Origin of the sequence: Frankia sp. AgB1.9, assembly GCF_016786355.1 — a bacterium.
GTDB lineage: Bacteria > Actinomycetota > Actinomycetes > Frankiales > Frankiaceae > Pseudofrankia.
Map to the genome: position 1 here is coordinate 1 of NZ_JADWYX010000073.1, position 26,657 is coordinate 26,657.

Annotated in this window: 23 protein-coding genes; 9 read left to right on the forward strand and 14 right to left on the reverse strand. The window is 72.2% G+C overall.

Annotated elements, in window-relative coordinates:
- On the reverse strand, positions 1-825 hold an 825-nt coding region (locus I6A60_RS25830), incomplete at its 3' end, for an adenosylhomocysteinase (protein WP_238436251.1).
- A 542-nt stretch (positions 826-1,367) separates the two neighbouring features.
- On the opposite strand from I6A60_RS25830, the gene I6A60_RS25835 reads away from it, so the two are divergent.
- Positions 1,368-2,117, forward strand: coding sequence for a GntR family transcriptional regulator (locus tag I6A60_RS25835; protein WP_203025287.1), 750 nt, complete (start codon positions 1,368-1,370; stop codon positions 2,115-2,117).
- Entirely contained in the window at positions 2,110-2,574 is a 465-nt protein-coding gene (locus I6A60_RS25840; protein ID WP_203025288.1) for an NUDIX hydrolase, read from the forward strand. Before I6A60_RS25835 ends, I6A60_RS25840 begins: the two co-directional genes overlap by 8 nt.
- Before the next feature lie 61 nt (positions 2,575-2,635).
- Here I6A60_RS25840 and I6A60_RS25845 read toward each other — a convergent pair whose 3' ends face one another.
- The 9 genes from I6A60_RS25845 to I6A60_RS25885 form a co-directional block, all read right to left on the reverse strand.
- Entirely contained in the window at positions 2,636-3,940 is a 1,305-nt protein-coding gene (locus I6A60_RS25845) for a serpin family protein (protein WP_203025289.1), read from the reverse strand.
- Between the two features lie 128 nt (positions 3,941-4,068).
- Positions 4,069-5,433 carry an FAD-binding oxidoreductase gene (locus I6A60_RS25850; RefSeq protein WP_203025290.1) on the reverse strand — a complete coding sequence of 455 codons (1,365 nt, stop codon included), beginning with the start codon at positions 5,431-5,433 and terminating at the stop codon, positions 4,069-4,071.
- 120 nt (positions 5,434-5,553) lie between these two features.
- Entirely contained in the window at positions 5,554-6,783 is a 1,230-nt protein-coding gene (locus I6A60_RS25855; RefSeq protein WP_203025291.1) for an ABC transporter substrate-binding protein, read from the reverse strand.
- A gap of 122 nt (positions 6,784-6,905) precedes the next feature.
- Positions 6,906-7,835, reverse strand: a complete 930-nt coding sequence (locus tag I6A60_RS25860; protein WP_203025292.1) for an ABC transporter permease — start codon at positions 7,833-7,835, stop codon at positions 6,906-6,908.
- 5 nt (positions 7,836-7,840) lie between these two features.
- A complete protein-coding gene (locus I6A60_RS25865) occupies positions 7,841-8,599 on the reverse strand; it encodes an ABC transporter ATP-binding protein (protein WP_203025293.1) in 759 nt (252 codons plus the stop codon).
- 3 nt (positions 8,600-8,602) lie between these two features.
- Positions 8,603-9,880, reverse strand: coding sequence for an amidohydrolase family protein (locus tag I6A60_RS25870; protein ID WP_203042404.1), 1,278 nt, complete (start codon positions 9,878-9,880; stop codon positions 8,603-8,605).
- Positions 9,881-10,005: 125 nt separating this feature from the next.
- A complete protein-coding gene (locus I6A60_RS25875) occupies positions 10,006-11,160 on the reverse strand; it encodes a methylenetetrahydrofolate reductase (protein WP_238436252.1) in 1,155 nt (384 codons plus the stop codon).
- Between the two features lie 201 nt (positions 11,161-11,361).
- Entirely contained in the window at positions 11,362-12,987 is a 1,626-nt protein-coding gene (gene pruA, locus I6A60_RS25880) for an L-glutamate gamma-semialdehyde dehydrogenase (protein WP_203024410.1), read from the reverse strand.
- A gap of 158 nt (positions 12,988-13,145) precedes the next feature.
- The gene (locus tag I6A60_RS25885) at positions 13,146-14,132 is read right to left on the reverse strand and encodes a malate dehydrogenase (protein ID WP_203024411.1); all 987 of its coding nucleotides are present in this window, start codon (positions 14,130-14,132) and stop codon (positions 13,146-13,148) included.
- A gap of 112 nt (positions 14,133-14,244) precedes the next feature.
- Between I6A60_RS25885 and I6A60_RS25890 the strand changes: the two genes are divergently transcribed.
- Entirely contained in the window at positions 14,245-15,825 is a 1,581-nt protein-coding gene (locus I6A60_RS25890; RefSeq protein WP_203024412.1) for a carboxylesterase/lipase family protein, read from the forward strand.
- Positions 15,826-15,841: 16 nt separating this feature from the next.
- On the opposite strand, the gene I6A60_RS43685 is transcribed toward I6A60_RS25890, so the two are convergent.
- On the reverse strand, positions 15,842-18,037 hold the full coding sequence (locus I6A60_RS43685) for a diguanylate cyclase domain-containing protein (protein ID WP_203024413.1): 2,196 nt from the start codon (positions 18,035-18,037) through the stop codon (positions 15,842-15,844).
- A gap of 188 nt (positions 18,038-18,225) precedes the next feature.
- Between I6A60_RS43685 and I6A60_RS25900 the strand changes: the two genes are divergently transcribed.
- A complete protein-coding gene (locus I6A60_RS25900) occupies positions 18,226-18,654 on the forward strand; it encodes a cold shock domain-containing protein (RefSeq protein ID WP_203024414.1) in 429 nt (142 codons plus the stop codon).
- A gap of 31 nt (positions 18,655-18,685) precedes the next feature.
- Here the strand turns inward: I6A60_RS25900 and I6A60_RS25905 are convergent, their stop codons facing one another.
- Positions 18,686-19,078 (reverse strand): DUF2237 family protein, encoded by a 393-nt coding sequence (locus tag I6A60_RS25905; RefSeq protein WP_203024415.1) that lies wholly within the window; start codon positions 19,076-19,078, stop codon positions 18,686-18,688.
- Between the two features lie 302 nt (positions 19,079-19,380).
- Between I6A60_RS25905 and I6A60_RS25910 the strand changes: the two genes are divergently transcribed.
- Positions 19,381-19,593, forward strand: a complete 213-nt coding sequence (locus tag I6A60_RS25910) for a DUF3073 domain-containing protein (protein ID WP_013425728.1) — start codon at positions 19,381-19,383, stop codon at positions 19,591-19,593.
- 97 nt (positions 19,594-19,690) lie between these two features.
- Here I6A60_RS25910 and I6A60_RS25915 read toward each other — a convergent pair whose 3' ends face one another.
- Positions 19,691-20,023 (reverse strand): metalloregulator ArsR/SmtB family transcription factor, encoded by a 333-nt coding sequence (locus tag I6A60_RS25915; protein WP_013425727.1) that lies wholly within the window; start codon positions 20,021-20,023, stop codon positions 19,691-19,693.
- Positions 20,024-20,211: 188 nt separating this feature from the next.
- Entirely contained in the window at positions 20,212-20,517 is a 306-nt protein-coding gene (locus I6A60_RS25920) for a hypothetical protein (RefSeq protein ID WP_203024416.1), read from the reverse strand.
- Between the two features lie 177 nt (positions 20,518-20,694).
- On the opposite strand from I6A60_RS25920, the gene I6A60_RS25925 reads away from it, so the two are divergent.
- The 4 genes from I6A60_RS25925 to lon all read left to right on the forward strand — a co-directional run bounded on the left by I6A60_RS25925 (position 20,695) and on the right by lon (position 26,533).
- A complete protein-coding gene (locus I6A60_RS25925; protein ID WP_238436254.1) occupies positions 20,695-22,074 on the forward strand; it encodes a M20/M25/M40 family metallo-hydrolase in 1,380 nt (459 codons plus the stop codon).
- A complete protein-coding gene (locus tag I6A60_RS25930) occupies positions 22,071-22,868 on the forward strand; it encodes a hypothetical protein (RefSeq protein WP_203024417.1) in 798 nt (265 codons plus the stop codon). The genes I6A60_RS25925 and I6A60_RS25930 overlap by 4 nt, the downstream gene beginning before the upstream one ends.
- Positions 22,869-22,893: 25 nt before the next feature.
- The gene (locus tag I6A60_RS25935; protein WP_203024418.1) at positions 22,894-23,937 is read left to right on the forward strand and encodes an NAD(P)-dependent alcohol dehydrogenase; all 1,044 of its coding nucleotides are present in this window, start codon (positions 22,894-22,896) and stop codon (positions 23,935-23,937) included.
- Positions 23,938-24,076: 139 nt separating this feature from the next.
- Complete coding sequence (gene lon, locus I6A60_RS25940; protein WP_203024419.1) at positions 24,077-26,533, forward strand: endopeptidase La; 2,457 nt, start codon at positions 24,077-24,079, stop codon at positions 26,531-26,533.
- Positions 26,534-26,657 lie beyond the last annotated feature (124 nt).

A 26,657-nucleotide genomic window follows, 5' to 3' on the forward strand; every position in this document is an offset into this window, starting at 1 on the left:
CACCGCCGCCAGGATCTCCCTCTGCACCAGAAAGATGAAGGGGCCGACGGTCGCGCCGTGAACGAAGTTCACGGCATTTCCGTGGTTCAGAAGGTAGAAATAGTGCCCACCGGCCGACAGGCGAGTCACGTGCGGGCCGAGGATTCGTTCTTCATAGGACAGGACGACGTTCGTAAGATCAAGCTCGTCATCCGACGACGTCACCGACGCCACGTACGCACCCGGCCGCAGCCGAGCGAAGTCGTCGCCGACCAGTGCACGCTGCCCGGTCGCGCAGACCACCAGGTGCGCCCTCCTCAGCGCCGCCGCCTTGGACCCGCTCACTGAGAAGCCGTGCGACATCGCCTCCACAGCTCGCACGGGATCAGTCTCGTAGACGGTCGTCCGCACAGACTTTGCCCGCAGGGTGTTCGCGACACTACGGCCGATCTTCCCGTAGCCGATGACGCACGTCTCGCCACCGTGCAGAATATCGCCGTGCAACCGGAGGAGCGATTCCGTCGAAAAGACAATCGACTGGCCGACGAGGTAGTCTTCGGGCAGCTTGAGAGGGCTGCGAGCGACGGACACCACCGGGCATGGAGGCTTCCCGGCCGCAACGTACTTCTGGTATCCGTTCTCCGTATCCTCGACAACACCTAGAATGTGACCGCTGAACCGGCCCGTCACGTACCGGAGAGTCGGCGCAAAATAGCCGCCAATGTCTAGCAGAACGACGTCTCGGCCGCCGACGCGACTCTCTAGATAGTCGAGAACGAGGCTCCGGTCAAGAAACTGCTCCCGATCTAAGGAATCGCAGCGGTACCGCGATGCAATGGCCTCCATCGTGGCGGCATCACACGATCGCGGCTTCGGCAGCACCGCTCCCACGCTAGTGAGCCCTGCCAGGCCATCGAGAAAATATGGCCGGTCCGGCAGCATATGCGTCACCACCATCGCCGCCACATCCGGTCTTGCGCTGAAATGTAGCCCGACCGAACGGAAGTATCCTTCGATGCGTTTCCGTGCCGCCGGCTCCGAACTCAGCGCCGCGTTAGCCCCTCGCAAAGGCTCTCGGCTCACCAATCCGGGACCAGGGGCAGACACCCTGCCCACGGCGGGCGCACGCGCCTCCTGGGCTGCGTGGACAGGTGCTTCCACCATGATCGTCCCTTCGCGAGGGGCTAGCCGCGAGCGACGCGCCAGCCCCTGGCCGACCGTCCGCCATCCCGATTGCCGTCTAGGCAACCGTAAGGAGGTTGTAGGGGCTCGTCAAGCCCTTACGATGCATAACTGGCGTGCGAGGACCACCAGGCGGGTAGGCGGACCGTAGTCTGTAGATGAGCGATCAAGGACCGGACCACGGGTAACAGAAGGGACTACCGTTCATGCCGCGCCAGCCCGCGAAGGCAACCCAACTCGCGGACGCTCTCGCGCTCCAGATCGAGAATGGCACCCTCAAGCCAGGCACCTGGCTGCCGTCGTGGGCCAACCTGGCTGCCCAACACGGCGTTGTGATCTCGACCGTGCGGCGCGCGTTGGCGATGCTCGCCGACCGCGACCTGATCGAGTTGGTGCCCGGCCGGGGCGCCATCGTTGGCCCGTCAGCGGGCATGACTCGTCAGGCTTCCGATGTCACGCGGCAGGAGGGTGTCTGGCGTGGCTTTCTGCTCAGCGTTGTCGAAGCGGGGGCCGAGCCTTTCACCGACACGGTCATCCGCGACACCGGCGCCTCGGCTGAGGTCGCTTCTTGGCTCGCGGTGCCGATCGGCACACCCGTTGTGGAACGCGACCGCACGCAGGGCCAGATGATCGACGGTCAGCGCGAGCCGCTCCAGATCGCCATCACGTGGTTCTCTCCGCAGATCACCGGTGAGTTGCCCATCCTGCGACAACTCAGCACAGGTCCGGGCGGGATGTACTCGCGGATGACAGACGCCGGCCACGTGCTCCGCTGGGAAGATACTGTCACCGAACGCATAGCCACCTCCGACGAACGGTCGCGACTCGGCCTTCCGAGAGGCGCCCATGTCCTGTTGATCTGGCGCCGCTGCTACAACCAGGACCAGCGCATCCTGGAAGCGACCCGACGCGCGATCCGTTCCGACCGAAGCCCGGTGGTCTACCGCTATGAATAGTGCAACCCCGCCGATCGCGACACCCCGGGTCGCGGCTGGAGTACTGTTCTTCGACGATCACGACCAGGTGCTTCTTGTCGACCCCTCCTACAAGCGAGGCTTTGAGGTACCCGGCGGCTATGTCGAGCCTGGCGAGTCGCCCCGAGCAGCCTGCATCCGCGAAGTGCGCGAAGAGCTTGGGATTGAACCGCCCATCGGCGGACTCCTGGTCGTCGACTGGGCGCCGGCCGCAGACGAAGGCGACAAGATCCTCTTTCTGTTCGACGGCGGCACCCTGGCTCGGCGCTGGCAACGCGACATCGCGCTCCAGGCAGAGGAACTGACAGGCTGGAGCTTCACGGCCGTCGCCGATATACCGGCTGTCCTGCCGCCCCGCCTCAGCCGGCGTGTTCTAGCCGCCATCGCCGTCCGCTCCTCCGGCGGCCCCACATACCTCGAACATGGCGCTGGAGTCTGAGCGGAGCGAGCCCGGGCCGGCGCGCGGAGCAAAGATCTGAGAGGCCCGGCGGGCTGCGGGCTCAGACGGCGGTCGGGTCGGCTACGTGGCCGAGGAAGAGTGGGGTGCCGGTGGGGCGGTCGTGGATGATGTACAGGTAGGGGCGGTTGACGGTCACCTTGCGCTTCGGTGCCACGATCGCCGAGACGCCCATGACGACGGCGGTGGCGGCCGCGGCCTCGGTGCCGTGCTCGTCTACGGCGACGAAGGCCTCCTGCGGGACCGCGGCGATGGAAAGCCGTTCGGTCGTGGTCATGCCGCTGAAGTCGGCGCCGTCGCCGAACGCGGTGGGCATGCCGAGGGCGACCAGCGCGTCGTCGAGGCGGAGGTGGGTGCGGGTCGTCCACTTCGGCAGGTCCAGCTGGATGCCGGTCACCTGTAGGCCGGTCAGCAGGCTGCGTAGCGCGGTCCCGTCGAGGGCGGCGCGGACCGCCTCGAACCGGCCCTGGTCGGGCAGGATCACCGCCATCGCCAGCTCGCCGCCGGCATAGGGGACGTCGACCGCCTGCCAGTCAGGCCCGGTCGTGTAGCCCGCGTCGTACGCGTCGACGTTCATCAGCTGCGCCTGGACGACTGAGCCGTCGAGGCGGGTGAACGGCCCGGGCCGGGCGTCGCCGAACGGCGAGTTCCAGGGGGCACGCAGGTAGAGGGCGTTGGCGAGCACCAGGCGGGTGGACGGGTCCAGACCGTCGACGATCTTGGGAATGCGGCCCTTGGTCTGCTGCGAGGTCCAGGCGTTGATCGCTTTCGCGGCGCCGGCCGAGTCGGCGCGGTAGTCGACGAGCCGCATGCCCGCGCCGTAGTACCGGGCCAGGGTGGCCAGGAACGGCTCCTCCCACTTCTCGCCGTCCTGGCCCCAGAGCGCGTTCGCCACGTCGAGGCTGATCGTCGCCTTCACGCCGTGCATGTCCTTGCGTGCGCCGGCCCGGGCGCCCAGTGCCAGGGCCAGCGCGTTCAACCCAGGCCCCAGCGGGTCGCCGCCACCGGCCGTCGGGGCGTGCAGCACGGTGTCCAGCTCGGTGGCCGTGCGTCCGACGGCGCCGGCGCGCGCCATGGCCAGGGCCATGACCGCCGAGTACGGCGAGCAGATCAGGTTGCCGGTGGCGGCCGCTGAGAGCCGCCGGTACAGATCGGCGCTGAAGGCGGTGACGGCGGCGGCGGCCCCGGGGAGGGCGGGGCCGTCCGCGGCCGCGCGGCGCTGGTCGTCGGCCGTCGCCACCGTCCCGCTGGGGGAGCCGTTCGATCCGCACCCGGTGGCCAGCGTGCCCACCCCGAGACCGGCGGCGGCCAGGGCCGCGCCTCGCAGGAACTCACGTCGCGCAAGCATGGCCGGTTGGACGCGGCCCCAACCGGCCCGGTTCCGCGGTCCTTGTCGGGAACCTGACGAGCAGCCTTGTCGGGAACCTGACGAGCAGCCTTGTCGGGAACGCGACCCGGCTGGGGGAGGGGCGACAGTCAGGCCGCCGGCAGCTTGCCGGGGTTGAGCAGGCCGTCGGGGTCGAAGCGGGCCGCGGCCGCCCGGATGAGGTCGACGTTGTAGTGCAGCATCCAGGTGTGCGGGTCGTTGACGTAGACCTCGACGTCGGCGAGCCGGGCCATCCGGTCGTAGAGGGTGTCGACATCGTCGAAGCGCAGGAACAGCATCGACGCCCAGTCGGGCCGGCCGGTGTCCGGCTGGAAGAAACCCTCCAGGTGCAGCAGCGACTCGGGGGCGATCTCAGCCACCTCGGCGCGCCGCCCGGTCAGGCCGGGACCCGAGCACTGCAGGTGGGTGAGCTCCGGGCGGACCTTCCGGACCCGGTAGGTGGTGTGGTTGTAGGACAGCGACGTCACCAGCGCCGGCCCCTTCGGCCGGACGGCCTCGACCCGGCCGCCGTGGCGCTCGACGATCGCGGTCGCCGCGTCGACGCTGTCCTCGGTGACGATCCCACGCACGGACAGCCGGTCGGCCGGCATCGCAGGGTCGGCCGGGCGGTAGGTGGCGACGACGCCCGCCTCGTCCAGGGACAGCAGCCGGGGCGTCGGCTCCAGGTCGAACAGGTCCAGGCCGGCCGCGACGGCGCCGTCCAGCTCGGGGAACGAGGTGAACAGTGCGGTCCACTGCCGCGCCGGGCGCAGGGCGACGGTGGCGGTCGAGATGACGCCGCTGACGCCGTAGGCGTGTGACTGCGCGATGTTGTCCGGATAGCCGACGTCGACCGGGATGGCGCTGTCGGTGCACGGCACGACCCGCAGCGAGCGGATGTAGCCGTCCCAGATCGCGCCGTTCGCGATCGAGCCGGTGCCGCCGGCGCCGCCCGCGATGAAGCCGCCGATCGTGGAGCCGACCGTCGACGGCATGATGGCCAGCTCCTGGCCGGTGGCCAGCGCGGCCTTCTCCATCAGGACGAACGACGCGCCGGCCTCGGCGGTGATCCAGCCGTCCTCGACGGCGAGCACCTTCGTCGCCCGGGACGTGTCGATCACCAGCCCGCCGAACAGCGGGATGCCCTGGCCGTAGTTCCCGGTGCCCTGCCCGCGGACGGTGACCGGGACCCCGTGGCGGTGCGCCGCGCCGACCGCGGCCGCGATCCCGTCGGCGTCCGGCGGGCGGACGACGAGGTCCGCCACACCGCCGGGCAGCATCGGCGCCAACACCGGGCTCATATGGGCCCAGTCGGCCGACGCGGTCAGCCGCGCGGCGTCGTCCCGGGCGACGGTGTCCGCGCCGAGGATCCGGCTCAGCTCGGCGTCGAGGCTCTTGACCGCCTCCGGATCGACCGGCGTCGGCTCGGGCAGCCGTGCCTGTTCGAAGCGGGGGCGGACCGTGGGTTCCGCCATGCATCTCCTTTCCAGAGATACGGGCCTTCCAGCGATACGGATACGGGATACGGGAGGTCCCGGTGACCGCCCTGGCAGGGGCGGCCACCGGGACCGGGGCTTTCTTGAAGACGATCAGACCTAGGAGGTCAGGCCGATCTTCGTGTCGAGGAACGAGTTGTCGTACAGGTCGGTCGGCACGAGGCCAGCCTTGGCCGGCTTGCCTTCCTTGTCGTAGATCGGCGTGAGAATGCCGATCAGCTGCTGGACGCGCGCGCTGTCGAAGTCACCCAGGGTCGGGGTGGCGCCGTCGCCGATGATGCCCAGCGACTTCATCGTCGAGACGGCGTAGTCCGCGACGCCGTCCGAGTAGGTCCAGCCGTTGTTGTACTTGTTCACCAGGTCGACGATGAGCTTGTTGGTCGAGCCGGGGTTGCCGACGAAGTCGACGATCGCCTGCTGCATGATCGGGATCAGCTTGGTCAGGCAGGGCTTGAGCGCGGCTTCCTTGTCGGCCCGCACGCCGATGGCCTGCTGGTAGAAGTTGAAGCCCGCGTCGGCGACCAGCTGGTACTTCAGCGGCTTGTCCCAGGACCGGACCTCGTGCGACCAGGTGTACGGCTCGGAGGTCGCGAAGCCCTGGACGGCGTACTTACCGCCGGAGGCGACGAAGTTCGTCGGCGTGCCGTCGTAGGAGCCGTCGATCTGGCTCTTCTTCAGGATGCCGGAGCCGGTGAAGTAGTCCATGTAGGCCGCGCCCTGGAAGTACAGGACCTTGGTGTCGGTCTTGCCGATGTCGGCGATGGTCTTGAAGTCCGGGTGCGTGGCCGGGTCCCACTGGATCATCTGGGGGCTCTTCTCGAGCCCGGCCAGCAGCGCGACGGTCGGCTGGGTCTTCGACAGCTGGATCTGCTCGTCGGTGGAGACGTAGCCGATCGTGATGCTGTTGTCGGCGTACAGCTGCGAGGTGACGGTCTGGAAACCGATCGCCGGGCCGCCGGCGCGGATCTGCAGCTTCACCCCGGTGTCGACGCCGCCGTGGGCCACCAGCTCACCGGTGACGGACTTCTTCTTGGTGTCGATCGACGGGTTCGGGCCGAGCAGCTGGTACTGGCCGCCGTGCTCCGACTCCGGGTTCCAGTCGGACTGCAGCACGATCGTGCTCGGGCAGCCGGCTGCCTTGAGGTCGTACTGCGCTGGCACCGAGCCGCCGGCGGCGGCGGACGCCGGCGTGCCGGACGAGCCGCCGGTGGTGCTGCCGCCACAGGCGGCGGCGACCAGGGCGACGGTGGCAGCAGCCGCCGTGGCGGCGACGAGCCGGCCGCGGCCCAGGCGCGCGATCCCGCTAATGGACCTAGATGAGACGGTCAACGAGTCTCCCCCTGCGTCCTCAGGCGCTGCGGCCTGGGATGGCGTTGATGGACATGGAGCTTGTGGTGCGGTGATGCGAGTTCTCGCGCCGCGAATGCTCGCGCCGCGAGAAGACGAGGGGTTCAGCCTCGCTTGGGCTGGTACCACCGGCCGACGACGCGGCGGGAGAGCCAGCCGAAGAACACGAAGACAGCTATCCCGAGCAGGCTGGCGACAATGGTCGTCGCCCACAGCCGCTCGCCTTCGAGCCGCGACTCGTACACGGACAGGTTGGTGCCGAGCCCGGCATTGCCCTGCTTGAAGAAGAACTCCCCGACGATCGCGCCGATCACCGAGAGCCCGGCGGCGACCCGGAAACCGGCGAACATCGCCGGCATCGCGGCGGGCAGCTGCAGTTTCCACAGCCGGGTCAGGCGACCGGTCCGGTGCAGCGAGAAGAGCTCGTGCATGCCGCGGTCGACGGACTGCAGGCCGAACAAGGTGTTCGACACGATCGGGAAGAACGCGATGATGACGCAGACGATCGTCCGGCTGGTCAGCGCGAACCCGAAGAAGAAGCTCAGCACCGGCGTCAGCGCGAGGATCGGCACCGTCTGCAGGACGACCGCCCACGGGTAGAGCCCGTTCTCCAGCCACTTCGCCTGGTTCATCAGGATCGCCGCGAGCACGCCGAGCACGATCGAGATGGCCAGGCCCAGGAACGTGACGATGCAGGTGTACTCCAGCGCGTTCAGGATGGCCTTGAGGTTCGACCAGTCGAAGAAGCCGACCTTGATGACCTCATGGGGGAACGGCAGCATGAAGCGCTGCCGCGGCGTGAGCGCGAGCCAGGTCACCAGGTACCAGCCGCCGATGAACACCGCGAACACGGTCAGCGGCAGCAGGAACTTGTTGACGAACCCGACCGCCCCGCGCAGCCGGAAGGCCCCCGCCTGGCCCTGGGCCACGGCGAAGTCGGCCGCGTGCGGCACCAGCAGGCCATCGGGCCCCGGCGGCGCGGCGGCCACGACCGGCCCGGCGGAGCCCGCCGGCGTCACGGAGTCAAGCGACATGATCCTCACTCGTCCCTGAGATGACGGGAGACCTCGCCGCAGAGCGCGGCGAACTCGGCGCTGTACCGGATCTCCGGGACGCGCGGGTAGGCGAACGGGACGCTGACCTCGGCCTTGATCCGGCCCGGCCGGGCGGTCATCACCAGCACCCGGCTGGACATGAACACCGCCTCGGCCACCGAGTGGGTGATGAACAGCGCCGCGAACCGCTGCTGGGTGAACATCCGCAGCAGCTCGTCGTTGAGCCGTTCCCGGGTGATCTCGTCCAGCGCCCCGAACGGCTCGTCGAACAGGAAGACGTCCGGGGCGAGCACCATCGACCGGGCCAGCGACGTGCGCATCCGCATGCCGCCGGACAGCTCGTGCGGCAGGTGCTTCTCGAAGCCGGCCAGCCCGACGAGCTCGATCGCCGCGGCCACCCGCTGCTCGCGCTCGGCCTTCGGCAGGCCCTCCAGCTCGGCGAGCAGCCGGACGTTGTCCCGCACGCTGCGCCAGGGCAGCAGGGTGGCGTCCTGGAAGACGTAGCCGACGGACTTCGAGTGGACGTCGACCTCGCCGTCGGTCACGTCGTCCAGGCCGCTGGCCAGGCGCAGCAGTGTCGACTTGCCGCAGCCGGACGGGCCGACGACGGAGACGAACTCGCCGGGCGCGACAGTCAGGTCCGCTGCCGCCAGCGCGACCGTCCCGTCCTTGAACCTCTTGCTGACCCCGGCGAAGCGCAGCGCCGTGGCGGCCCCGGGCCGGGGCTCGGTCGTCATCGTCATCGGCTAGGCCTTCGATCCGGAGGAGAGGCTCGCCAGCGACGGTGCCGGCCCCGGGCCGCCCAGGACCGTCGGTGGCACGGCGAGCTCGGAGTGCACGACGGTGTGGGCGACGATCCGCCCGTCCCGCCAGACGGTGCGGGCGACGCCGGCGGCGCCCAGGGCGTCGAGGGCGTCGGTGCCCGGGATCGCGACGAGGTCGGCGGCCGCGCCCGGGGAGAGGTCGACCGCCGGCAGGCCCAGCGCCGCGCGGGGCGCCTCGGTGACCGTGTGCAGCGCGCGGGCCGGGTCGAGGTGGCCGGCGATGACCATCAGCGCCGCGACCTCCAGGGCGTCGCCCCGGCCGACGAGGTGGAACGGGTCGCGCAGGTTGTCGCCGCCGGCGGCGACGGTCGCCCCGGCCCGCAGCAGCGGCGCGACGGCGGTCAGCCCGCGCGGTGTCGCGACCGGGTGGCCGCGGCCCTGCAGGAACAGGTTGGTCTGCGGGAGCGCGACGACGGCGATCCCGGCGGCGGCGACCTGCTCGGCGATCTCCTCCTGCCGGTCGAGCGGCTGCATCGAGAGGCTCACGCAGTGGCTCGCCGTCACCTGGTGCGGGAAGCCGGTGCGGCTGACCAGGTCGGCCATCGTCACCAGGCTCAGCGCCGCCGGGTCGAGGGTCTCGTCGGTGTGCAGGTCGATCGGCACACCGGCCTCGCCGGCCGCGTCCAGGCACGCGGCGACGGCCCGGTCCGGGTCGTCCTCCATGTGCGGGCAGCCGCCGGCGACGTCCGCGCCCAGGCGCAGTGCCGCCCGCAGCAGCGGCCCGGACGTGTCGTTGACGAGGGCGGCCAGCTGCAGGTCGACCACACCGCGCCAGCGCTCCCTGACCTCGATGAGCGCCTCGAGCCCTTCGAGGCCCACCCCGGTCAGCACGTTGACGTGGGTACGGATGTGAGTGGTGCCGAACGCGAGGTGGATGCGCAGCGCCGCCTCGGCGCGGGCGATGATGTCCGCCCGCGTCGTCATCGGCCGCAGCGTGTCCATCGCGGCGACCGCGCCGAGCAGGTCTCCGGTGAGGTTCGGGACCAGCGACGCGGTCAGCGCCTTGTCCAGGTGCGCGTGTGGCTCGACGAACGACGCCAGCAGCACGTGGCCGGACAGGTCGACATCGCCGGGGCCCACCCCGGCCGCCGTGATCGCGCCGGCCGGGCTGGCGGGCACGACCTGTGCGATCACCCCGTTCGCCAGCTCGACGTCGACGGTCTCACCCATCGCCGTCCGCGCGGAACGCAACCAGCTCATGCGACCTTCCGTCCGCCGGTACCGAGTCGCCGTCCGACCACCGTGTCTCCCGTCTGGCCTGTCCCGCCTGGTGGCTGTCTCGCTTGGTGACTGTGTCCGTCCGTAGGCGGTTCGTTCATATTCACTCATGCGCCGGTTGCACCAGGTGCACCAGTCCCCACCCTCGCGGCCGGCGCGCGGGACCGGCGGCGGGCGGGCGGCCCGGAGCCGCCCAGTACCCGGCGCGCGATCTCGGCCATGGCAGCGGCGAGTGCCACCTCGTGGCCGGGCGGAGCGCCGCCGGACAGGTTGACGCCGTCGACGCCGGGGATCTCCAGCATCCGTTCGGCGAGCTCGGTGCCCTCCGCGATCCCGGCGGTCTCGATCTCGGTGATCTCGGCCGCGGTCAGGCCGGCGGCGCCGCCCGTGATCCGGTCGAGGTACCCGGCCGGCAGCCGGTCGCCCGCGAACGAGGCGACGACGGCCGCCGACGCGGCGCTCGTGACGACCGGGACGCAGGCGAGCACCAGCCCGCCGAACCCGGCCGCGCGCAGCTCGCCGACGGCGTCCGCGACCGGCCCGGCCCCGCCGCAGTGGTCGACGAACACCACGTCGGCGCCCGCGTCGATCTTGGTGAGCAGCCGGGCCAGTCGCCGGTCGGTCGGCGGGGTAGCCGGGGCGTGCGCCACCGAGCACAGCGCGCCGCCGTCGCGGGCCGCCGCCGCGGCGGCCAGGGCCACGAGGTCGACGCTGTCCAGGTCGAACACCGCCGCCGCGTCCGGGCGGTGGCCGAGGGCCGGGTGGTCGCCGGTCACGCAGTGGACCGCGACCGCCCCGGCGTCGAGGCAGGCGGCGATCTCGCCCTCGATCGCGACCCTGTTGCGGTCCCGGCAGTTGAGGCCCACCCAGGCCGCCAGGCCCTCGTCGGCGAGCAGCCGCGCCCGGTAGGACGGCGGGAACTGGATCCGGGCGCCGCCGTGATCGCCGAGCAGGCAGGCATCGGCCGCACCGGCGAGCGTCGCGGCGCTCGCCCGCAGGCTGGCCGCCGACAGCGGCGCCGCGGGCAGGTCCGCCACGACGACCGGCCGGGTCGCCGCCGCCGCGCGGAACGCGGCGACCCGAGGGTGCGGACTGGCGTTCGCCACGCCGTTCAGTCCCGCGTCCGGGCCGGGAGGGGTGGCGCCGAGGCTTCGCGCGTACGGCCAGTCGGCGGCGCGGACGCCGAGGAACGTGCAGGTCCCGAAACCGGGTACCTCACAGGCGCCATCCGTGCCGACGCCGGCGCAGGGGCCGTGCGCCATCGTCTTCGGGCATCGGGCAGCGGCGTCTCGCCAGGCGGCGGTCGCTTGCGGCCCAATGTCCATCACACGAACAAGGGTGCTGCAGTCCCAGCCGTACTCGGTTTCGTATTTATCAAAACTGAGTTTCAGACCGAACTCACGGCGGTGCTTTCCGTGGCCGTGGCCCGGCGTTGCGCCAATAACTCGAACGAATTGGCGCGGTCAGGCCTTGTAGCGGTGGTCCGTCGGCGGGCGCAGGTTCTCCTTGAGCGCCCGAGGAGCGGTCCAGCGCAGCAGGTTCAGCGGCGAGCCGGCCTTGTCGTCGGTGCCGGAGGCGCGGGCGCCGCCGAACGGCTGCTGGCCGACGACGGCGCCGGTCGGCTTGTCGTTGACGTAGAAGTTGCCGGCGGCGAACCGCAGTGCCTCGGACGCCGCTACGGCGGCCGCCCGGTCCTCGGCGATGACCGCGCCGGTCAGCGCATAGCGGTGGGCGGCCGGCTCGGCCAGGCCGGCCACCAGGCGGTCATAGTCGGAATCGGCATACACGTGGACGGCGAGCACCGGGCCGAAGTACTCCGTCGTGAACGCCTCGTCGGCCGGGTCCGAACCGACGAGAACCGTCGGGCGGACGAACCAGCCGCGGCTGTCGTCGGCCTGCCCGCCGGCCAGCACCGTCAGCGAGTCGACCCGCCGTGCCCGCTCCAGGGCCGCCGTCACCCGGGCGAAGGACCGGGCGTCGATGAGCGCGCCGAGGAAGACCGCCGGGTCCAGCACGTCGCCCTGCTGCAGTGCCTCCGTGGCGCCGGCGAGATCGTCACGGACCCGCTCCCACACCGAGCGGGGCACATAGGCGCGGGACGCGGCGCTGCACTTCTGGCCCTGGTACTCGAACGCGCCGCGCAGCAACGCCGTGCGCAGCACCGCAGGGTCGGCCGACGGGTGCGCCAGCACGAAGTCCTTGCCGCCGGTCTCGCCGACCAGCCGCGGATAGCCGCGGTACTGCCCGATCCGCTCGCCGACCTGGCGCCACAACTGCTGGAAGGTCGCCGTGGAGCCGGTGAAATGGATGCCGGCGAGGTCGGGCTCGGCCAGCGCAACAGCGGAGACGGCCCGGCCGTCGCCCGGAAGCATCGAGATCACCCCAGGCGGCAGACCGGCGGCCTCCAGCAGGTCCATCAGGAAGTGCGCGGCGAGCTGCTGGGTGGGGGAGGGCTTCCAGAGGACGACGTTGCCCATCAGCGCGGGAGCGGTCGGCAGGTTCGCGGCGATCGAGGTGAAGTTGAACGGGGTGATCGCGTAGACGAAGCCCTCCAGCGGGCGGTAGTCGGCCCGGTTCCAGACACCTGGCGACGAGGCCGGCTGTTCGGCCAGGATCTGCCGGGCGAACGCGACGTTGAACCGCCAGAAGTCGATCAGCTCGCAGGCGGCGTCGATCTCGGCCTCGTGCGCGACCTTGCTCTGCCCGAGCATGGTCGCCGCGTTCAACGTGTCCCGCCAGGGCCCGGCCAGCAGCTCGGCCGCGCGCAGGAACACCGCGGCCCGGCCGTCGACGCCCAGCGCCCGCCAGCCCGGCGCCGCCGCCCGCGCCGCGTCCAGCGCCGAACGGGTGTCGTCCTCGGTGGCCGCGTGGAAGGCGCCGAGGACGTGCTTGTGGTCGTGCGGCATGACGACGTCGACGGCCGGGCCGCCACCGGGCCGGCGCTCCCCGCCGATCGCGGCGGTCAGCTCGGTGGGTCCGGCGGCCAGCTCGTCGCAGCGCGTGGCCAACGCCGCCCGCGCCGCGCTCCCGGCCGGATACGTCCGTATCGGCTCGTTGACCGGCACCGGAACGGTCGTGATCGCGTCCATCGCCCACCTCCGTCGTGCCTGGAGGTCTACCCCGCCGGCCGCCGCTGCGCCACCGGGCGGCGCTGCCCGCCGCCGGACGGAATGGTCCGGCGGCGGGCAGTCAGCCCGTCATGCCCGTGTGGCGCGTGGCAGGTCGGTGTGGCGAGTGGCAGGTCGGCTCAGACGAGGCCGAGCGACCGGATCGCGTCGCGCTCCTCGACCAGCTCCGCCACCGAGGCGTCGATGCGGGTCTTGGAGAACTCGTTGAGCTCCAGGCCCTGGACGATCTCGTACGCGCCGTCCTTGGTGACGACGGGGAACGACGAGATCAGGCCGGCCGGAACGCCGTAGGAGCCGTCCGACGGGATCGCCATCGAGGTCCAGTCACCGGCGGCCGTGCCGTTCACCCAGGTGTAGACGTGGTCGATCGCGGCGGAGGCGGCCGACGCTGCCGACGAAGCGCCACGAGCGGCGATGATCGCGGCGCCGCGCTTGGCCACGGTCGGGATGAACTCGTCGGCGAGCCACTTCTCGTCGACCTGGTCGGCGGCCGGCTTGCCGGCGACCTCGGCGTGGAAGACGTCCGGGTACTGGGTCGCCGAGTGGTTGCCCCAGATGGTGAGCTTCTTGATGTCCGTGACGCCGACGCCGAGCTTGGCGCCCAGCTGGGACAGCGCCCGGTTGTGGTCGAGACGGGTCATCGCCGTGAACCGTTCCGCCGGGACGTCCGGGGCGTTGGTCTGGGCGATCAGGGCGTTCGTGTTCGCCGGGTTGCCGACGACGAGCACCTTGATGTCGTCCGCCGCGCCGGCGTTGATGGCCGCGCCCTGCGGCTTGAAGATGCCGCCGTTGGCCTGGAGAAGGTCACCGCGCTCCATGCCCGCCGTACGCGGCCGCGCACCCACCAGCAGGGCGACGTTCGCGCCCGCGAACGCCTTTGTCGGGTCGTCGAAGATGTCGACGCCGGAAAGCAGCGGGAAGGCGCCGTCGGCGAGTTCGAGCGCCGTTCCCTCGGCGGCCTTGACCGCCTGCGGGATCTCGAGAAGTCGCAGCTTGACCGGGGTGTCCGGGCCGAGGAGCTGGCCGGACGCGATCCGGAAAAGGAGCGCATATCCGATCTGCCCGGCGGCGCCAGTTACGGTTACGTTGACGGGTGTACGTGCCATGGCCCGGATGCTATCCTCCTGCGTCCGCTCCCGCCGCGCCCACGAGCCGGGTAGGCCCCTGGTTGGGCGTGGCGCCGGCCACAGCCCGGCCGTCCCCAGCCCTGGAGGTCGCGTGACCGGCGTCGTGGAGACCACCGCCGGCCTGGTGACGGGGCGCGTCGAGGACAACGGGACGCTCGCCTTCCTGGGCGTTCCCTACGGCGGGCCGACGTCGGGCGGCCGGCGGTTCCAGCCGCCGCTGCCGCCCGAGCCGTGGGCCGGGGTGCGCGACTGCACCCGCTGGGGCGCCCGGTGCAAGCAGTCGATGCTGCGGCTGGGAGCGCGCTACGGCGCCGACGACCCGAGCGCCGACCGGTCGGCCACCCTGCGGCGCAGCATCACGCTGATCAACCTGACCGGCGGCGGCGACCAGGGCCCGGTCAGCGAGGACTGCCTGAACCTCAACATCTGGACGCCCGGCCGTGACGACGCCCGCCGCCCGGTCATGGTCTGGCTGCACGGCGGCGGGTTCTCCAGCGGCAGCGCGAACAACGCCGTGTACGTGGGGGACCGGCTGGCCAGGCGTGGCGACGTCGTCGTCGTGACCGTCAACCACCGGCTCGGTGTCCTCGGCTTCCTGCACCTCGCCGAGACGGGTGGCGACCGGTGGGCCGGCTCCGGCAACGCGGGCCTGCTCGACATCACGCTGGCGCTGGCCTGGGTTCGCGACAACATCGCGCGGTTCGGCGGCGACCCCGACCGGGTGATGGTCTTCGGTCAGTCTGGCGGCGGCGCGAAGGTCTCGAACCTGCTCGCCATGCCGGCCGCTCGCGGGCTGGTGCACCGGGCCGCGATCCAGAGCGGGCCCGCGCTGCGGGCCGTCACCGCCGACCGGGCCGACCGGGCCGCGCACGCCCTGTTGCGCGCCCTTGATCTGGACCCGCGCCACGACCTGGACCGGCTGGCGGACTTGCCGAGCGCCGCGCTCATGACCGCGGCGGCGAAGGTCACGCTGGCGGGCGCGGGACCGGGCCCGCTGGGCTTCGCCCCCGTTCTGGACGGGACGACGATCCCGGCGCACCCGGGCGACCCCGGGCCCGCGCCCGCCGGCCGCGACGTGCCGGTCCTGATCGGCTGCACGGCCGACGAGGCGGCCTTCATGTCCGCCTTCCACCCGCGGTTCGGCGGGTTCACGATGGACGAGGTCAGGCCGGGGCTGCGCGACGCGTGGGGCGAGCGGACCGACGAGCGCGTCGAGCTGCTGCGCCGGCTGCGGCCCTACTGGACGCCGTCGTTCCTGCGGGCCTGGAGCCAGGGCATCGGCTTCCAGACCAGCACGTTCCTGCTCGCGGACCGGCGCGCCGACGGGGGCGCCGCACCCGTCCACGCCTACCTGCTCTCCTGGCGCAGCCCGGTGCTCGACGGCATCCTCGGCGCCCCGCACTGCCTGGACCTGCCGCTGGTCTTCGACAACCACGACCGGGCCCGCATCGGTGGCGCCGACCCGGACGTGCACCGCCTCGTCGACGAGGTCGCCGGGGCCTGGATCGCGTTCGCCCATGAGGGCGACCCGAATCACCTCGACCTGCCAAACTGGCCCGCCTACACGACCGAGGACCGCGCGACGATGGTCTTCGACCGGCCGACCCGGCTCGTCGAAGACCCGGAGCCGGAGATCCGGGCCGAGTTCGCCCCGTCCCCGATGTTCCTCTGACCCGTGGGCTGGCTGGTCACCAGGGCGGGTCTGGCGCCGGCGGGCCCACCACCGCCCCCTCGACGACGTCGCAGCCCACCGCGCGCACGGCGGCCAGCTCAGCCGGCCGGTTGACCTCGTTGGCCGCGACCTCCAGCCTCATCACGTGCGCGAACCGCACGATCCCGGCGAGGATCGCCCCGACCCTGACGTCGCTGTCCGCGTCGCGGACCTGAAGGTCTCCGAGCCTGATGCCGGTGACCGCCACGGGCAGGGTGTGTCTCGACACCGCCCGCAGCGGCCCGTTCTCGGTGAAGTCGAACCACACTGCCGCGCCGGCGTCCACCAGCTCGGCGACCGCCTCGCCGGCTCGGCCCCGGTCGTGCTCGATGAACCGGTCGGGCAGCAGGACGTGTGGGATCGCGGCGCCCGGTTCGGCCCGGGCGGCCAGCGCGGTGAGCGCGTGTCGCAGGTCGGGGTCGGCGGCGCCACGCTCGGAGATCCGCAGGTAGAGCCGCGGCGGCCGCTGGCGCGGGGGGCCGCCGGGTCCCGCCGTCCGGCCGACGGCCTGGACCAGCCAGTGGTCGAGATCGACCGTGAGGCCCGCCTCGGCCGCGATGGGGCCGATCGCGTCCAGCCCGACCAGGCCGTTGTCCGGGTGGGGCCAGCAGGGGAGCGCCTCGGCGCCGACGATAGTGCCGTCCAGAGCGGCGACCGGCGCGTACCGCAGGATCAGGGCGTCGCTGGACAGGGCGCGCCGCAGGCCGGTGGTGTCCCGCAGGCGGGTGGCCAGGTTCGCCCGGATCCGCCCGTCGAACGCGGCGCTGCCACCGCGCCCCAGTCGTTTCGCCTCGTACATCGCCATGTCGGCCGCGTTCAGCAGGTCCTCCGCGTCGTCGAGGTCGGGCCCGGAGACGGCGAGGCCCACACTGCCGCCGACGCTGACCGCATGGCGCAGCGCGACCGGCCTGGACAGGCAGCGCCGGACCCGCTCCGCGATGACGGCCAGGTCGTCGACGTCCCGCACCCCTTCGCACAGCACCGCGAACTCGTCGCCGGAAAGCCGCCCGACCACGTCGCCGGGGCGGACCTCGTGCGCCAGCCGGCGGCCGATCGTCCGCAGCAGCTCGTCGCCGGCCTGGTGGCCAAGCGTGTCGTTCACCGCCTTGAAGCCGTCGAGGTCGATGAACAGCACGCCGACCCGGCAGCCGTCGGCCCGTTCCCGGCGCAGGCCGCGCCGCAGCCGCCGCAGCAGCGCGTCCCGGTTGGGCAGCCCGGTGAGCGCGTCGTGCAGGGAGGCGTGGCGCGCGGCCTCCTCCATCCGGATCCGGATCGAGGCCGCGCCGAGCAGCGCCGCCGCGGAGCGGACGAACGCCTGCTCGTCGGCGGCGAGCCCGCGCCCTCGACGCACGACCACCGTGCCGGTCGGCGCGTCCACCCGGCCCGCCGACACCCGCAGCTCCCGAGGCAGCCGGTCATCGTCAGGCCGCGGCCGGGTGGGTACCCGCCCGGTCGCGTCGGTGCGCCACAACATGGCCCGCAGATCCTGGGCGTCGTCGCGCGGGTGGCCGGCGGCCTGGGCGTCGGGCGCGGCCCGCCCGAACGGGCCGTCCGGGCCGTCCGCCGCATTCGGCGCCGCGTCGGGCGGCCCGCCCGTCGTGGCTCGCCGGGGCACGATGGTGACCTCGTCCGCGTCGAGCTGCTCGGTGAGAGTCCTGACGCCGAGATCCCAGAGGGCCTGCTCGTCGGAGATCTCCAGGACCCGTTGCGCGAGGTCGGCCATCGCGGTCTGGCGGTCCGTCTGCGTGCGCAGCTCCGCCATCGCCGTGTGCAGGTCGTTGACGTCCGCGACGATGCCGACGACGCGTGGCCGGTCCGATCCGTCCGACACCGGGATCAGGTCGGCGTAGTGCCAGCGTCCGGCGATGCTGAGCACGTCGTGGCCCCTGGTGCCGTCCAGGGCCTGTCTCAACAGCGCCAGGGCGTCCGGCTGGCGGCGCAGGGCCACGAACGCGGACGATCGCTTGGCCACCGCCAGCGCCGCCGCGGTGGCCACCGGAACCAGGCCGCCGGAGGCCAGCACCTGGCCGTCCTCATCGAACAGGGCCAGCCCGACCGGCGCGTTGTCGAGGAGCAGCTGGAGCCGGTGGTGCGCCTGGGTCAGCTCGCTGATGTCCTGGAGCAGCCCGGCGACCAGGCCGGCAGACTCCTGGGGTCCCCCCTGGCTGCACACGCACGGTGGGTACCCGTGGCCCGACGGGCAAACCGGCTAGACTCGTGCGTTGACCGTGTGACGGCCGGCGCGCAGCCGAGCGAGTGACGTCGGAGCTGGAGACGTCGGTGCTGGGGACGTCGGAGCTGGAGACGGCGGAGCTGAGACACAGTCAGCGGTCCGGTGTTCGGTGTTTTACGGGGTGATGTGTGCGTACAGGCAGGGTGTTGAGGTTCGATCAGGTTCGGGGCTACGGGTTCATCGCGCCTACCGGCGGCGGGGAGGACATCTTCCTGCACGCCAACGACCTGCTGGTCGACAAGCATCTCGTGACCGCGGGCGTGATGATGGAGTTCGAGGTTGAGCAGGGCGATCGCGGGCCCAAGGCGACGGGTGCCCGGCTGGTGCGGTCCGCGCCCGGTGCCGCCACGCCCGGCGCGCCAGCCGAGGGCGCTGCCGTGCGGGAGCCCGGTGACGAGGGCGAGGACTTCTTCTACGTCCCGTCGGCGAAGGAGTTCTCCCGGGAGGTCACCGAGATCCTCCTGCAGACCGAGCCGACCCTCACCGGCGCCCAGATCCTCGCCATCAGACGCGGCATGACCCGGCTGGCCGAGAAGAACGGCTGGATCGAGGGCTAGGCAGCCTGGGACCGCGCCGAGCGGCCGCCGGTCAGGTGAGCGACCGGGGGTCGGCGGGAACGTCGACGGCATGCTCGCGCAGGGCGTCGAGCGGGACGAGCTCCAGGGCACGGGCGTTGGTGGACGCGAGGACCACCGGGGCGGCGACCCCGGCCCGGTAAGCCTGCAGCCAGCGGGCGGCGACCACACACCACCGGTCACCTGGCTTCAGGCCCGGGAAGGCCCACTCCGGCCGCGGCGTGGACAGGTCGTTGCCGACCTCGCGCTGGTGATCCAGGAACTCCTTGGTGACCACGGCGCAGACGGTGTGGCTACCGAGATCCTCCGGTCCGCTGCTGCAGCAGCCATCCCGGGCGAAACCGGTCATCGGGTCAGTCCCGCACGGCTCCAGCGGGCCGCCGAGGACGTTGCGCTCGTCCGTCACGCCCTCAGTGTGGCATCTTCACCGCACTCGGCCACCGCCGATCCCGCCGGTTGACCCGCCGCCGGGCGGGCGGTGGCGCGGCGTGGCACCGGCCGGGAAAGACCGACGGCGCCGGAGGTGGCGCAGGCCGCAACGCCGGTCACCGCAACGCTCACAATCTGAGAAGGTTGTAAGGTATTCAGCGGTCGGCCACTGACGACGAGACCGCGCGCGGGTGGCGGCTCGTGGGACGTTCGGCAGGCACGGGCGACAAGCACGACGCGCGGCGGCGGGGCCCCCGCGCCGCGGAAGGGAGTCGGGCCATGGGGCGGGGTCGGGCCAAGGCGAAGCAGACGAGGGTCGCTCGGGAGCTCAAGTACCAGTCGCCGAACATCGATCTCGACCGGCTGCGCGCCGACCTCGGGGCCGTGTCGGACGACGGCTTCGGCGACCAGACGGACGGCGTGGACGGCCACGCCGGCTGGGGCGACCAGTACGAGGACGAGGAGGACGAGGCGCGCGCCTCGTCCTACTGAGTTCACGTCGATCAGCGTTCACGCCGATCAGCCAGCGGCGAAACCCGGGCGTCCCAGGACGCCCGGGTTTCGTCTGCCTGGAGTTGAGCTGACCGGGTCAGCGATGGGCGTCGAGCAGGTCCCGCAGGATCTCCGCCTGTTCGTTCAGCACGCCGGTGAGGATCAGGCGGGTCTGATCGAGCAGGTCGGCGAGCAGCGGTGTCGACAGGGCGTAGTAGACGGTCGTGCCCTGTTTGCGGGTGGTCACGAGCCCGGCCCGGCGCAGCACCCCCAGTTGCTGGGACAGGTGCGACGCCTCCAGGCCGACGTCCCCGACCAGTTCGCCGACGGACCGTTCCCCCTCGCGCAGCAGCTCGAGCACGCGGATCCGGGCCGGATGGGCGAGGGAACGGAAGAACTGGGCCTTAAGCTCGTAGAGCGGGGTGGCCATCGGACTAGTCACCTCGCCGGCATACCCAGCCGGACGGCTGCGGGCCAGCCGCGGAGCTGATCAGCGGGCGGCGAACAGCGTGAGCCGCCCGCCCCCCGGTGCAGAACGATCGTGGTGAAAAGTTTGGTCGACGGGAAGGCAACACCTGCGAATCTTACGACATTGTCAGGTTAGGCGGCCGGTGACGGTCAGCCGCGCCGGGTGAGCCGGCGCAGGCGGCCGGCGGACGCGCGGGTGGCGCCCGTCGTCGCGGCCGGCCGGAAGCCGCGGGCGCCGGCCGCGGCCCGCCTGGCCCGGGCGGCCCGCCTGGCGTCGAGCGCGGCCACGGCGGCCTTCCCGCCGACGGGCGGCAGCTGCGCCGGCCGGAACGCGGCGGCGTACCGCGAGGAGCGCCGGTAGCCGTGTTGCCAGCGCAGATGGTTGTCCAGCTCGCTCGATGAGACGAAGTCGCTGTCGCAGCCCAGGTCGGCGCGCGGACACCTGTAGGCGATCATCAGTCCCCCCTCGTGCTGGCGCAGGCCCTGTACCCGTGCGGCACGTGTCCGAAGCCGCGCGGGACGTGGCGGGTCTCGCCCCCTTACCTTCCTCAATGTTGCCAGCGGGTTACCGGGGCCTGGCTGGATACGTGGCCGATCCGGCACGCGCGGGAAGCCCGGGGCAGACTTACCGCCATGGCGAGCGAATCCACGACCTTCTCCGGAACCCAGACGAGGCAGGCGGGCGACGTCGCGGCGGCGACGCGGGCGCTGCCGTCGACGGGCGCGCAGGACGAGGTCGTCGAGCTCTGCCGGGACCTCCTGATGATCGACTCGACGAACCGGGGCAACGGCGACGGTTTCGAGCGGGCTGCCGCCGAGTACGTCGCGGCGAAGCTCGCCGACGTCGGCCTCGAACCGACGCTGCTGGAGTCGCAGCCGGGCCGGACCAGCGTGATCACCCGGATCGAGGGCACCGACCCGAGCCGGCCGCCGCTGCTCATCCACGGGCATCTCGACGTCGTCGCGGCCGACCCGGCCGAGTGGCGGCACCATCCCTTCGGCGGCGAGGAGGCCGACGGCTGCCTGTGGGGTCGTGGCGCGATCGACATGAAGGACATGGACGCGATGACCCTGGCGGTCATCCGCGACCGGGCCAGGACCGGCCGCAAGCCCCCGCGCGACCTCGTCGTCGCGTTCGTCGCCGACGAGGAGGCCGGCGGGCCGCTCGGTGCCCACTGGCTGGTGGACAACCACAGGGACCTGTTCGCCGACTGCACCGACGCGATCAGCGAGGTCGGCGGCTTCTCCTACACGGTCCGCGACGACCTGCGCCTCTACCTCATCCAGACCGCCGAGAAGGGCATGGCCTGGATGAAGCTGACCGCCCGCGGCCGGGCCGGCCACGGCTCGATGCTCTCCACGGACAACGCGGTCACGAAGCTGGTCGAGGCCGTCACCCGGATCGGCCAGCACAGGTTCCCGGTCGTGCTCACCCCGACCGTCCACCAGTTCCTCGACTCCCTGGGCGACGCCCTCGGCATCGAGATGGACTACGACAACCTGGAGGCGACGGTCGCCAAGCTCGGCGGGCTGGCCCGGATGATCGGCGCGACGATCAGCGACACCGCGAACCCGACCCAGCTCAACGCCGGGCACAAGGTGAACGTGATCCCCGGCGAGGCGACGGCCGGTGTCGACGGCCGGTTCCTGCCCGGTCGCGAGGACGAGTTCGTCCGCCAGATCGACGAGCTGATCGGCCCGGACATCCAGCGCGAGTGGGTCGTGCTGGACCGCGCGGTCGAGACGCCGTTTGACGGGCCGATGGTGGACGCGATGGCCGCCGCGCTGCGCGCCGAGGATCCCGGCGCCCGCGCCGTCCCGTACATGCTGTCCGGCGGCACGGACGCGAAGTCGTTCTCCCAGCTGGGCATCCGCTGCTTCGGCTTCTCGCCGCTGAAGCTGCCGCCCGACCTGGACTTCTCCGGCATGTTCCACGGCGTCGACGAGCGCGTCCCGACCGAGGCGCTGAAGTTCGGCACCCGCGTGCTGGACCGCTTCCTCGCCGCCAGTTGAGCCGCGGACCGGCCGGCCGCCCGGGGCCGATCGGCTGGCTGCTGATCGTCGCGGTCGTGGTGGCACTGGTGGGAGTCCTGGGTCACAGCACGCACCACAGCTCCGGTGGGCGGCGGGTCGCGCTCTGGGGCGACTCGATGGCGTGGGAGGCGCAGGACGACTTCGCGGCGGACGTGACGGCCGCCGGCGGCACGTCGCTGCTCCTGCACACCTACGGCGGCACCGCGCCCTGCGACTGGCTGTCCGACATCCGCAAGCAGTCGCGCAGGTGGCACCCGACCGTCGCGGTGCTGGCCTTCTCCGGCAACACCGGCACGAAGTGCATGAAGGGCCGGGACCTGACCAGCGCGTACCGCTCGGACGTCCTGGCCGCGGCCGCCCGGCTGTCCCGCGACGGCGCGCACGTCGTGCTCGTCGAGGCCCCACCGAGACGGGACCAGACCGTCGACGCGCAGGGGCTCACCTCGCTGGACCAGCTCTGGCAGAAGATCGCCGGGCAGGTGCCGAACACGACCGTGGTGCCCGCCGGCCGGGCCGTCACCGACCCCGCCGGGCGGTACGCGCAGACGGTGCCCTGCGGCCTGGGCGACGTGTGCCCGGCGGGCGGTCAGGTCACGGTGCGCAGCCCCGACGGCGTGCACTTCTGCCCGATCGAGCTGGCGCCGATGACGCGGTGCCCGGTCCCGTCCGCCGGCGCGACCCGGTACGCCCACGCGATGGCCGCTGCCGCGTTGGCGCTGCTCGGCCCCCTGCCGTCCACCTCCCCGTCCGGGCCGCCACCGCCCGCGACCTGACGCCACGATCATCAAAGGAGAGACCATGGCTACCGTACGGGCGCTTGCCGTCCCCGCCGCCGGCGCGGCCCTCGTGCCGACCACGATCTCGCGACGCGCCCCGCGCCCGGACGACATCGTGATCGACATCAGGTTCGCCGGGATCTGTCACAGCGACATCCACCAGGCCCGCCAGGAGTGGGGCCCGGCGATCTTCCCGATGGTGCCCGGCCACGAGATCACCGGCGTGGTGGCGGCCGTGGGCGCGGACGTCACCCGGTTCGCGGTCGGGGACCGGGTGGGCGTCGGCTGCTTCGTGAGCTCCTGCGAGCGGTGCGACGCGTGCGTCGCGGGGGAGGAGCAGTACTGCACGGGCCCGAACCCGGTGTTCACCTACAACGGCACCGACTACGACGGCGAGCCCACCTACGGCGGCTACAGCCAGCAGATCGTCGTCCGCGAGGCCTACGTGCTTCGGGTCCCCGACGCCCTGGCGCTCGACGCCGCCGCGCCGCTGCTGTGCGCCGGGATCACGACGTACTCGCCGCTGCGCCACTGGAAAGTCGGCCCCGGGTCGAAGGTCGCCGTCGTCGGCCTGGGCGGCCTCGGGCACATGGGCGTCCAGCTCGCGCACGCCCTGGGCGCCGAGGTGACCGTGCTCAGCCAGTCGCTGGCCAAGGAGAAGGACGGCCTGCGCCTCGGCGCCGACCGGTACCGGGCCACCAGCGACCCGGCGACGTTCCAGGAGCTGCGCGGCAGCCTGGACTTCATCCTCAACACGGTCTCGGCGAACCTGGACCTCGACGCCTACCTGTCGCTGCTGCGGCTCGACGGCACGATGTGCAACGTCGGTGGCCCCGCCGACCCCGGCGCGTACCGGGCGTTCTCGTTGATCGCGGCCCGCCGCAGCCTCACCGGCTCCAACATCGGCGGGATCCGGGAGACCCAGGAGATGCTCGACTTCTGCGCCGAGCATGGCATCTCGGCCGAGATCGAGCTGATCACCGCCGCCGACGTCAACGTCGCCTACGACCGTGTCGTGGCCAGCGACGTCCGCTACCGCTTCGTGATCGACGCCTCGACGATTTAGGCATTTGCCGTTCGCCTCTGGGCGAACGCGGGATGGGTGGGCGGGAGGAACAACAGGCGGCTCCGGTGACTTTAGTCGGTCAGGCTCAAGTTCATTGGGTCTGCCGACCACCGTTCCGACCTTGAGTGGATGTGCCTACGTGACTCAGAACCGTGTGCTGCCCGTCCTGCCGATCGACGACGTGGTCGTGCTGCCCGGCATGGTCGTGCCGCTTGCCCTGTCCGACGTCGAGACGCGCGCCGCGGTCGACGCGGCCCGCGCCGCGGCCCAGTCGCGCGCCCCGGCCGGCGCCGACAGTGGCTCCGCGAGCCGCAAGGCCGAGGTGCTGCTGACTCCGCGCCTCGACGGGAAGTACGCCGCCGTCGCCGCGCTCGGCGTGATCGAGCAGGTCGGCCGGCTGCCCGGCGGCGAGCCCGCCGCCGTCGTGCGCGCCGTCGGGCGGGCCCGGATCGGCACCGGCTCGACCGGCCCCGGCGCCGCCCTGTGGGTCGAGGCGACGATCCTCGAGCCGACCGGCACGACCCCGACCGGAAAGCTCGCCGAGCTGGCCCGCGAGTACAAGGCCCTCGTCACCACCCTGCTGCAGCAGCGCGGTGCCTGGCAGGTGGTCGACTCGGTGACCTCGATCGACGACCCGTCCGCGCTGGCCGACACCGCCGGCTACGCCCCCTACCTGACCGCCGCCCAGAAGCTGGAGCTGCTGGAGGCCGCCGACGTCACCACCCGGCTGGAGAAGGTGCTGGCCTGGACCAGGGAGCACCTCGCCGAGCTGGACGTCGCCGAGACGATCCGCAAGGACGTCCAGGAGGGGATGGACCGTCAGCAGCGCGAGTTCCTGCTGCGCCGCCAGCTGGAGGCCGTCCGCAAGGAGCTGCGCGAGCTCTCCGGCGGCGGCGAGGGCGGCGACGGCGAGAACACCGACGACTACCGGGCCCGCGTCGAGGCGGCCGACCTTCCCGAGAAGGTCCGCGCGGCGGCCCTCAAGGAGGTCGACAAGCTGGAGCGGACCTCCGACCAGTCGCCGGAGGGCGGCTGGATCCGCACCTGGCTGGACACGGTCCTCGACCTGCCATGGAGCTCCAGGACCGAGGACTCCTACGACATCGCCGGCGCCCGCGCCGTGCTGGACGCCGACCACGCCGGCCTCGACGACGTGAAGGACCGGATCATCGAGTACCTGGCCGTCCGCCGCCAGCGCACGGACGCTGGGCTGGGCGTCGTCGGCGGTCGGCGCAGCGGCGCCGTGCTGGCCCTCGCCGGCCCGCCCGGGGTCGGCAAGACCTCGCTCGGTGAGTCGGTCGCCCGCGCGATGGGCCGCAAGTTCGTCCGGGTCGCCCTCGGTGGCATCCGGGACGAGGCGGAGATCCGCGGCCACCGGCGCACCTACGTCGGCGCGATGCCCGGCCGGATCGTCCGGGCGATCACCGAGGCGGGCACGATGAACCCCGTCGTGCTGCTCGACGAGGTCGACAAGGTCGGCGCCGACTACCGCGGCGACCCGACAGCGGCCCTGCTCGAGGTGCTCGACCCGGCGCAGAACCACACGTTCCGTGACCACTACCTCGAGGTCGAGCTGGACCTGTCCGACGTGCTGTTCCTGGCGACCGCGAACGTGATCGAGTCGATCCCCGGGCCGCTGCTGGACCGGATGGAGCTGGTCCGCCTCGACGGCTACACCGAGGACGAGAAGGTCGTCATCGCCCGGGACCACCTGCTGCCCCGCCAGCGCGAGCGGGCCGGCTTCGCCGACGGCGAGGTCACCTTCGAGGACGAGACGCTGCGGCTGCTGGCCGGCGAGTACACCCGCGAGGCGGGCGTGCGTGACCTGGAGCGCGCGATCGCCCGGGTGCTGCGCAAGATCGCCGCGCAGGTCGCGCTCGACGGGACGGGCACCCGCGCGCCGGTCACGGTCGGCGCCGGGGACCTGGTCGGCTACCTGGGCCGGCCGCGGCACACCCCCGAGTCGGCCGAGCGGACGGCGCTGCCCGGCGTGGCGACCGGCCTCGCGGTGACCGGCGCCGGCGGCGACGTGCTGTTCATCGAGGCGTCGCTGGCCGACTCGGAGACCGGCGCCTCCGGCCTGACCCTGACCGGCCAGCTGGGCGACGTGATGAAGGAGTCGGCGCAGATCGCGCTGTCCTACCTGCGGTCACGCGGCGCCGAGCTGGAGCTGCCGGTCGGTGACCTGGCCAAGCGCGGGGTCCACGTCCACGTCCCGGCCGGAGCGGTGCCCAAGGACGGGCCGAGCGCCGGCGTCACGATGACGACCGCGCTCGCGTCGCTGCTGTCGGGCCGGCCGGTCCGGGCCGAGGTGGCGATGACCGGTGAGGTGTCGCTGACCGGGCGGGTGCTGCCGATCGGCGGGGTGAAGCAGAAGCTGCTCGCCGCGCACCGGGCCGGCATCACCACGGTCCTGCTGCCGAGCCGCAACGGGCCGGACCTGGACGACGTGCCGGCGGCGGTGCGCGACGCGCTCACCGTCCACCTGGTCTCGGACGTCCGTGAGGTCCTGGACCTGGCCCTGGAGCCGGCCTACGGCGATCGGTCGGAGACGGCGCTTCGCGCCTCCGACCGCTCTGCCTTGGTCGGGCGCTGAGCGCCCTCCCAAACGTGATTCGGACGTGGCGTTGATGTACGCGGCGGACGCTTGTCCAGGGTCTGTAGCTGGGTTGCGTCTCGTCTAGGACGATCGCCCGGGAACTCTGCAATTTGGGGGTTCC

What these genes read in the sequence shown, in the direction of transcription:
- I6A60_RS25835 (WP_203025287.1), top strand. Translation starts at nt 1,368, where the DNA reads ATGCCGCGCCAGCCCGCGAAGGCAACCCAACTCGCGGACGCTCTCGCG.
- I6A60_RS25840 (WP_203025288.1), top strand. Translation starts at nt 2,110, where the DNA reads ATGAATAGTGCAACCCCGCCGATCGCGACACCCCGGGTCGCGGCTGGA.
- I6A60_RS25845 (WP_203025289.1), bottom strand. Translation starts at nt 3,940, where the DNA reads ATGCTTGCGCGACGTGAGTTCCTGCGAGGCGCGGCCCTGGCCGCCGCC.
- I6A60_RS25850 (WP_203025290.1), bottom strand. Translation starts at nt 5,433, where the DNA reads ATGGCGGAACCCACGGTCCGCCCCCGCTTCGAACAGGCACGGCTGCCC.
- I6A60_RS25860 (WP_203025292.1), bottom strand. Translation starts at nt 7,835, where the DNA reads ATGTCGCTTGACTCCGTGACGCCGGCGGGCTCCGCCGGGCCGGTCGTG.
- I6A60_RS25865 (WP_203025293.1), bottom strand. Translation starts at nt 8,599, where the DNA reads ATGACGATGACGACCGAGCCCCGGCCCGGGGCCGCCACGGCGCTGCGC.
- I6A60_RS25870 (WP_203042404.1), bottom strand. Translation starts at nt 9,880, where the DNA reads ATGAGCTGGTTGCGTTCCGCGCGGACGGCGATGGGTGAGACCGTCGAC.
- I6A60_RS25875 (WP_238436252.1), bottom strand. Translation starts at nt 11,160, where the DNA reads ATGGCGCACGGCCCCTGCGCCGGCGTCGGCACGGATGGCGCCTGTGAG.
- pruA (WP_203024410.1), bottom strand. Translation starts at nt 12,987, where the DNA reads ATGGACGCGATCACGACCGTTCCGGTGCCGGTCAACGAGCCGATACGG.
- I6A60_RS25885 (WP_203024411.1), bottom strand. Translation starts at nt 14,132, where the DNA reads ATGGCACGTACACCCGTCAACGTAACCGTAACTGGCGCCGCCGGGCAG.
- I6A60_RS25910 (WP_013425728.1), top strand. Translation starts at nt 19,381, where the DNA reads ATGGGGCGGGGTCGGGCCAAGGCGAAGCAGACGAGGGTCGCTCGGGAG.
- I6A60_RS25915 (WP_013425727.1), bottom strand. Translation starts at nt 20,023, where the DNA reads ATGGCCACCCCGCTCTACGAGCTTAAGGCCCAGTTCTTCCGTTCCCTC.
- I6A60_RS25920 (WP_203024416.1), bottom strand. Translation starts at nt 20,517, where the DNA reads ATGATCGCCTACAGGTGTCCGCGCGCCGACCTGGGCTGCGACAGCGAC.
- I6A60_RS25925 (WP_238436254.1), top strand. Translation starts at nt 20,695, where the DNA reads ATGGCGAGCGAATCCACGACCTTCTCCGGAACCCAGACGAGGCAGGCG.
- I6A60_RS25935 (WP_203024418.1), top strand. Translation starts at nt 22,894, where the DNA reads ATGGCTACCGTACGGGCGCTTGCCGTCCCCGCCGCCGGCGCGGCCCTC.